At 66.9% G+C, this 7,330-nt stretch carries 6 protein-coding genes; 2 read left to right on the top strand and 4 right to left on the bottom strand.

All coding sequences use genetic code 11. The features are described from left to right. Window positions 1-102: 102 nt before the first annotated feature. Window positions 103-372, bottom strand: coding sequence for a helix-hairpin-helix domain-containing protein (locus AB0E69_RS11825; protein WP_360142990.1), 270 nt, complete (start codon window positions 370-372; stop codon window positions 103-105). A 111-nt stretch (window positions 373-483) separates the two neighbouring features. On the opposite strand from AB0E69_RS11825, the gene bioB reads away from it, so the two are divergent. Next, entirely contained in the window at window positions 484-1,542 is a 1,059-nt protein-coding gene (bioB, locus tag AB0E69_RS11820; protein ID WP_360142988.1) for a biotin synthase BioB, read from the top strand. Further along, window positions 1,542-2,009, top strand: coding sequence for an ATP-binding protein (locus AB0E69_RS11815; RefSeq protein WP_360142986.1), 468 nt, complete (start codon window positions 1,542-1,544; stop codon window positions 2,007-2,009). Before bioB ends, AB0E69_RS11815 begins: the two co-directional genes overlap by 1 nt. Here the strand turns inward: AB0E69_RS11815 and AB0E69_RS11810 are convergent. From AB0E69_RS11810 to AB0E69_RS11800, 3 genes are all read right to left on the bottom strand, one after another. Next, on the bottom strand, window positions 2,006-2,659 hold the full coding sequence (locus AB0E69_RS11810; RefSeq protein ID WP_360142984.1) for a hypothetical protein: 654 nt from the start codon (window positions 2,657-2,659) through the stop codon (window positions 2,006-2,008). The two genes, AB0E69_RS11815 and AB0E69_RS11810, sit on opposite strands and share 4 nt — an antisense overlap. Window positions 2,660-2,778: 119 nt before the next feature. Then, a complete protein-coding gene (locus AB0E69_RS11805) occupies window positions 2,779-4,587 on the bottom strand; it encodes a glycoside hydrolase family 76 protein (protein WP_360142982.1) in 1,809 nt (602 codons plus the stop codon). A 1-nt stretch (window position 4,588) separates the two neighbouring features. Next, window positions 4,589-7,285, bottom strand: a complete 2,697-nt coding sequence (locus AB0E69_RS11800; protein WP_360142980.1) for an AbfB domain-containing protein — start codon at window positions 7,283-7,285, stop codon at window positions 4,589-4,591. Between the last annotated feature and the right edge of the window lie 45 nt (window positions 7,286-7,330).

The following is a 7,330-nucleotide window of genomic DNA, read 5'->3' as shown; positions in this document are numbered from 1 at the left end:
GTACTGCGACCGGGAGGTCGTGGGAGAGTAGGACGCCGCCGGACATTCACACTGTTAAGGGCCACCCCATCCGGGGTGGCCCTTAACATTTGTCCAGGTAGTTCACGACAGCAGCTTCTTGCGCTGCGTCGTGTAGGTCCACCATGCTCGCGCCGGCTCACCGTTCGCCTGGTCGACAGCGGACATGATCGTGTCCAGTAGGCACGGGTCGTACCGTTCTCCGCCGCGCTCACAGATGGTCTCGAAGAGCTCCAGAGCATCTCGGCCGGCCAGTTGGTCGACCCGCGTGACATCGGCGAGCGCAAGGTACCGCGCCACGGCTGGGCCGACGTTCATCAGGCTTGTCAGGTCACTCGCATAAGTCGTCGACATACCGACAGCCTGCGGCAATGAGTCACTAGCCGTCTTGAACGAATCGGACACCCCGACCATTGGAGACATCCACCAATGTGCCTCGATCACGTGGGATGACAGGATCGGCGGGTGACGGAACTCGAGGAGCTTGCTCGCAAGGCGATCGACCGGCAGTTGCCCACCCGTGAAGAGGCGCTGCGGGTGCTCGGACCGGAGTACGACGTGCTCGACCTCGTTGCGGCCGCGGGGAAGGTGCGGCGGGAGTTCTTCGGTCGGCGGGTGAAGCTGAACACGATCGTCAACCTGAAGAGTGGGCTCTGCCCCGAGGACTGCGGCTACTGCTCCCAGCGGCTCGGATCCACCGCGGAGATCATGAAGTACTCGTGGATCGATCCAGCTGACGCCGCCGGCCTGGCGCGGCGGGCTGTAGAAGTCGGCGTGAAGCGAGTCTGCCTGGTCGCGTCCGGTCGCGGACCGGGAGATCGAGACATCCGCCGGGTCGAGGACACGATCGGCGCCATCAAGGCGGACCACCCACAGGTGGAGATCTGCGTCTGCCTCGGCCTGCTCAAGGACGATCAGGCAGACAGGCTCAAGGACGCCGGCGCCTACGCGTACAGCCATAACCTCAACACCAGCGAGGAGCGGTACGGCGACATCTGTACGACGCACACGTACGACGACCGCGTTGACACCCTGCAGAAGGCGACGAAGGCCGGTCTCTCGCCGTGCAGCGGAGCGATCTTCGGCATGGGGGAGTCCGACGACGACATCGTCGATCTTGCCTTCGCCCTCCGCGAGCTCGACCCGGACTCGGTTCCGATCAACTTCCTGATCCCGTTCGAGGGCACCCCGATGGAGGGCCGCTGGGACCTGACCCCCGAGCGCTGCCTGCGCATCCTCGCCCTGTTCCGCTTCTGCTTCCCCGACGTCGAAGTACGCCTGGCCGGCGGACGTGAGATCCACCTTCGCGGTCTCCAGGTGCTCGCGCTCCACATTGCCAATTCGATCTTCCTCGGCGACTACCTCACCAGCGAAGGACAACCGGGCGGCGACGACCTCCAACTGATCGCCGACGCGGGCTTCACGGTCGAAGGTGTCGATGAGGTGTCCCTCCCCAGTGCCCGCCACGATCTCGTTACCCTCCGCCGCCGCGGCGCGGGTACGACGACCCTGGCGAACACCTGATGGCCACGCTGACACTCACTGTCGGCCTGCCCGGCTCCGGCAAGACGTCGTACGCGCGGCGCCTCGAGGAGGAGCGTGGTGCCGTTCGGCTGACCCCGGACGTGTGGATGGAGGCGCTGTTCAACACGAATGAGGTCGACGGCCGCCGGTGGGTGCTCGAGTCCGAGCTGCTCTGGGGCGTTGCCGCCCGCGTGCTGACTCTGGGAGTGGACGCGATCCTCGACTACGGCTGCTGGTCCGAGGAGGAGCGCGAGTTGTTCCGCACGCGAGCACGAGATCTGGGCGCCCAGACGGAGATTGTGTTCCTCGATCCGCCGTTCGAGGTTCTGTGGGACCGAATCAGTCGACGCAACGACAACCTGCCGCCCGGGACGTTCCGGATCACTCGCGACGAGCTCATGGAGTACAGCGCCAGGTTCTATCGACCCACTGAAGCAGAGCTCCAGCGCTGGGACCGCCGGCTCTAGCTCTCCTCAGGCGCGATACCGACCAGCGCGGCGGCCGCGCAGATGTGCACCGGCGTCATGTCATCGGGAGAGACCGGCGCCTGCAGCAGCGTGCCACGCTCGAACGGCGTGAGCGAGATGTCGATGCCCGGCGCCCCGGCGATCATGCCGCGGACATACGTCAGCCACCCCATCATCGGGATCCCGCGCCGGAACACTCCGGCCGCCGCCGCGAGTTCGGTGTCCGCGATGCTGGCCCACTGCGGCTCCCAGATCGTCACGACCGCCCGGAGCACCTGCGCGAACCGCTCCGGTTGCCGCAGCGCTTCCTCGTCGCTCCAGTGCAGCGTGAGCTGATCAGACACCGTGGTCATCGTCCCGCCCATGGACAGGTCGAACAGCCAGGGCAGCTCACCCGTGCTCTGCAGGTGCAACCGCGTCGTCGAAGTGCCGTTCGCCAGCACCTTCGTGGTGGCCTCGACCATCTCCTGCAGCGGCGTCGACCCGTCCGCCTCGAGGACGTGGTAGCCCCACCGCTCGTCCTGCGTCCAGTTGTGGACATCGGGGAACGCGACGGCGACCGCCGTCAGGGTCCTGAGCACCCGAAGGGCCCGGTGCTCGACCGATTCGTCACGGTGCGACCACTGGGCGCGGAGCAGCCAGGAAGCCATTCACGCCCTCCGATCCCGCGCCGGTCGAATCTGCACCGGACCAGTGTGCTGCACCGGCCGGTCCGGCGACAGCACCGGGGTCGTATTTTGGTAATCACCCAACGAAATCTAGACAACTGTCAAGCAGTTGTCGCGGCAAGGAGACCTCCCAACGCGCTCGCCTGGGTCCGCCAGTCGCGGACGCCGCCTGCCGCCCAGCGCTGCCCGAGCCGGCTGAGCGAGTCGCGATCGTGGTCCCAGATCGAGTCGGCCTGCCGCTGGGCATAGGTCCGGTACGACGCATCGCCCGTGGAGTCGGCCAAGTCCATCAGGTAGCGCATGAACACGCCCTTGAACTGCTTCTGGTTGTCGTCGCAGGAATCCGCCGCATCGCACGACTCCGTCAGGATGCCGCCGGGGCTCAAGGCTGACATGCCGGCATCACCGAGCCGTCGCGCCGCGGTCAGCAGCGATCCGTCGCCGGTCGCCCGCCAGAGCTCCAACGCGCCGCCGATCGCCAGCCCCTGGTTGTAGGTCCAGACCGTCTGGCCGTTGTTCGCGCACGATCCGGTCAGCCCATCGTTCACCAGCTGAGCAGAGTTGATCAGACCGCTGTGCAGGAACCAGTTCCATGCCGTCGTTGCTCGCTGCAACCAGACGGTGTCACCCGGCAGCCGGTTGTGCAGGGCTGCGGTCAGCCGGATGTACAGCCCGTTGGTGACCGCGTTCTTGTACGTGCGTTCGCGGTCCCACCACACCCCGCCGCCACACGTGCTGGTGTCCCAATACCCCTGGACGTAGTTCGCGATCGTCACGGCCATGTCGAGGTACCGCTGGTCACCGGTCAGGTCGTACGCCTGGATCCAGGCAATGCCCCACCACTCGGTGTCGTCGATCGCCCGGCTGACGAAGTTCCCCTCCAACGCGTCGCCGCTCTTCACCCCGGCGGGGAAGACGCCCCTGTTCTTCTCGAACACCTCGTTCACGATCCAGCGCAGGTCGGTACGCCGGGTCCGCTGCTGGTAGTCCATCAACGTCGTGACTGCGACCGCGGAGTTCCACCAGCTCGACAACCACCACGCGGTGTTCGGTTGGTACGAGTACATCAGCGCGTCGGCGGCCGCTCCGACGCGATCGGTCGCCGGACGCGCCCACGCCGTACAGCTGCCGTTCTGGCCTTCGGCGGCTCGGCCGCAGGCCCGGACCGCGCCGCCGTACAGCTTGGAGAGTGGATCGCTGGTGGCATACAACAGCGTGCTGGCACTGCTGGAGACGCTGCTGGTCCGGCCGAGGGAAGAGCCGCCGGGCCAGGAGGCGCCTTCGTTCCACGAGCGGTCGAGCCAGATCTCGTCGCCGGCGCTGCCGTTGTCGATCGTGCCCCAGGCCATGCCGCGGTTGTCGACGTGCAGGGCGATGCGGCGACCCGACAAAGTCGTCGAAGGTACAGGCTGGTTGTCGCCGGACGGCCCGGTACTTCCGTCGCAGGCCGCCGCGCATACAGCGGTGTGAACCCAGGCAGTGCAGTCGACGCCGGCCGCGTCACCACACGCGCGGATCAGCCCGCGTCGATGGCCGACCGGATCGGCCAGGTTGTACATGAGTGTGCGCGTCCCGGTCCAGCCGGACGGGATCCACGCCTTGCCGAGCAAACCGTCCCAGGTCGCGCCGCCGTCCCAGCTCCGATCCAGCCACACCGCGTCGTTCGTGACTCCGTTGTCGATGCTGCCCCAGGCCATCGCGTCCTTGTCGGACACATGCAGTACGACGCGACGCCCATTGATCACCTTCTCCGGTACGGGGAACGTCTCCTCCTGCGCCTTCGACGGATCGAGCGTGTCGCAGGCAACCGAGCAAACCGAAGCAGCCGAAGCAGCCGAAGCAGCTACAGCCTCGGCAGGAAGTGCGGGTGTCAGCGTGAACAGCAGAGCAAGTGCCAGCAGAACGCGCATGTCAGCCTCCGAGTCCGGCCTGGTCGGCCCACGTCGTGTCCGCGTCGTATGAACCGCCGCCGTCCCACGGGTTCGGGCCGGTCGAAGTCGCGATATAGACCAGCTCGCTCGCGTGCCGGACGTAGTACGTCGGATAGTTGATCGACTGCAGCGACACGTTGCCCGCGCCGCCGGCGCGCGGTGGCTGCGCGCAGAACGTGGCGTCCTTGCGGAACGTGTCCGTGCCGTCGTCAGCAGCCTTTTGCAGCCGGTAGTTGCTGTGCCGCAGGTACTGGCCGGGGAAGTTGACCGACTCGAGTGAGTAGCAGCTGCCCTCGGCGAGGCCGGGCCTGACGATAAAGCTCGCGTCCTGCCGGTCCGCGAGTGGCGATCCCGCGTCGATGACGTCCGTACGGGCGAGGCCGTCGCGGTGCCGCAGTACCCGGTTGGTGTAGCCGGCCGTGGTCACGCGGAACGTGCGGACCTGTCCAACAGCGAGGTCGGCGCCGCTTCGCCACCACGCCGGCACCAGGTTCCAGGTCGCGTCGTCGCGATAGGAACCGCCGGTGTCGGTGTCGATCCAGACCTCGGAGTTGCGATGCCGCAGGTAGTAGCCAGGGCGCGCGGCCGATTCGAGCGAGGTACCGCCGCCGCTCAGGCCTGCCCGCGCACAGAAGGTCGCGTCGGCCGCGAAGGTGCCGCCCGAGTCCGCCTCCTTGTAGATGCGCAGTGAGCGCTGGCGCAGGTACTGACCCGGGAAGTTGCGCGACTCGAAGGAGTAGCAACTGCTGTTCGACAGTCCGGGACGCACCCAGAACGTCGCGTCCTGCTTGAGAGTTTGATTGCCGCCAGCATCGATCACGTCGGTGTTGGCGACGCCGCCGATGTGTCGCAGATAGCGGTTGGTGTAGCTCGGCGTGGTGACCCGGAGCGAGACGAGCTTGCCGATCGGGAGCGTCGTACCCTGGGCGGCGGCGAGCACCTGCTGGTTGACGGCCCGGACACGGGCGAAGTCCATCTTCTGCACCTGACGGTCGTAGGTGTAGAAGCCGTTGATCTCGTCCTCGACATCGGTCGGCTCGGTATAGACCGACCCGGACAGGCCGACTCCGTTGATCAGCTCCGGCAGCTGACTGGTGATCTGCACATACCTGTTGGTGAGTGCGTCAGACGAAGGCAGCATCTCGTAGGCGAAGCTGTTGCCGCTCGGCCATTCGTGCCCGGGTACGTGCAGACCGAGTCCGCCGTACTCACCCAGCTGCAGTACGCGTGTCGTCGTCGGCGCCCGGGCCACGCCGGGTCCGACGTACATGTGGTCGTCGATCACGTCGCCGTTGCCGGGGTCCGGATCGGAGTCGCAGCAGTTCGAGCCGGAGTCGTGGTTGACCAGCCGACTCGGGTCGAGGCTCTTCACCAGATCGGCGATCCGGCCGGCCTGGAACTCGCCCCACCCCTCGTTGAACGGGATCCACTGCACGATCGACGTCAGCTGCTTGTGGGTCTCGACGAGCCGGCGCAGTTCGGATTCGTACCGCGCTTCGCCCGCCGCCGACGCATTGCGGCCGGCGACGAGCGACGGCATGTCCTGCCACACCATCAGGCCGAGCTTGTCGGCCCAGTAGAACCAGCGGGCCGGCTCGACCTTGATGTGTTTGCGGACCATGTTGAAGCCGAGCGCCTTCTGCTGCTCGAGGTCGAACCGCGGTGCGTCGTCGGTCGGTGCGGTGTAGAGACCGTCCGGCCAGAAGCCTTGGTCGAGTGTGCCGAGGGCGTAGACGAACTTGCCGTTGAGCGTCGGTCGCAGGAAGCCGCCGAGCATCGCCTTGCCGACCGACCGCATCCCGAAGTACCCACCAACCTGATCGCTTCCGAGGGTGACGCGCAGGTCGTAGAGGAAAGGGTCATCGGGTGACCAGAGGCGTGCGTTCGGTACCGGCACGCGGAACTGCGCACCGCTCACACCGGACGCTTCACCGACGACCTGGCCGCCGGACAGCACCTGCGCGTGGACCGGCTGACCGGTCGACGAAGCCTGGACGGTTAGATCGAGACCGCCCGCCGCCACGTTGGGGATCGTGTCCAGGCGCGTGATCCAGGTCGGCTGCGTCGGTTCGAGCCACACGGTCTGCCAGATCCCGGACGACGGCGTGTACCAGATGCCACCGCGGTTGAGCCGCTGCTTGCCGAGCGGGATGTCCTCGGCGTCGACCGGCGCCCAGACACCGACGACGATGTCGTTGCTCCCGGCCCGCAACGCGGAGGTGATGTCGTACGAGAACGCGTCGTACCCACCTTCGTGCGTGCCGACCAGGGTGCCGTTGACCCAGACCTTCGACTGCCACATCACCGCGCCGAAGTTGAGCTGAACGTGCCGCCCGGACCAGCCGGCCGGGACGGTGAACGAGCGCCGGTAGAACATCCGGGTCTCGTGCCGCTGGATGCCGGACAGCGCGGACTCGATCGGGTAGGGAACCAGGACCTCTTCGCCGAGCGTGCCGGTCGGGGGGTTGTCCAACGAGTTGGTCGGTGCGAACTGCCAGGCGCCGTTGAGGCTCTGCCACTCGGAGCGGGTCAGTTGCGGCCGCGGGTACTCCGGGAGCGGGTTGCTGACCGACACCTGATTGGTCCACGGCGTCGTCAACGGCGGTGGCTTCGGCGTCACCGCCGGCACCAGCAAAGCCGTCGGCAGCAGCAGGGCAGCAAGCAGCGAGCGGAACATGTGGTTCTCCCTGGGGCGGTAGGAAGAGAGCGCTCTCACCCGTGA

The organism is Kribbella sp. NPDC026611, assembly GCF_040638345.1.
Classification (GTDB): Bacteria; Actinomycetota; Actinomycetes; order Propionibacteriales; family Kribbellaceae; genus Kribbella.
The sequence above is the reverse complement of the archived record's forward strand: the minus strand, read 5'-3'. Positions and strand labels throughout refer to the sequence as shown.

Excerpts from the sequence above, each read along its gene's own strand:
- AB0E69_RS11815 (WP_360142986.1), top strand. The coding sequence starts at position 1,542 with ATGGCCACGCTGACACTCACTGTCGGCCTGCCCGGCTCCGGCAAGACG.
- AB0E69_RS11805 (WP_360142982.1), bottom strand. The coding sequence starts at position 4,587 with ATGCGCGTTCTGCTGGCACTTGCTCTGCTGTTCACGCTGACACCCGCA.
- AB0E69_RS11800 (WP_360142980.1), bottom strand. The coding sequence starts at position 7,285 with ATGTTCCGCTCGCTGCTTGCTGCCCTGCTGCTGCCGACGGCTTTGCTG.
- AB0E69_RS11825 (WP_360142990.1), bottom strand. The coding sequence starts at position 372 with ATGTCGACGACTTATGCGAGTGACCTGACAAGCCTGATGAACGTCGGC.
- AB0E69_RS11810 (WP_360142984.1), bottom strand. The coding sequence starts at position 2,659 with ATGGCTTCCTGGCTGCTCCGCGCCCAGTGGTCGCACCGTGACGAATCG.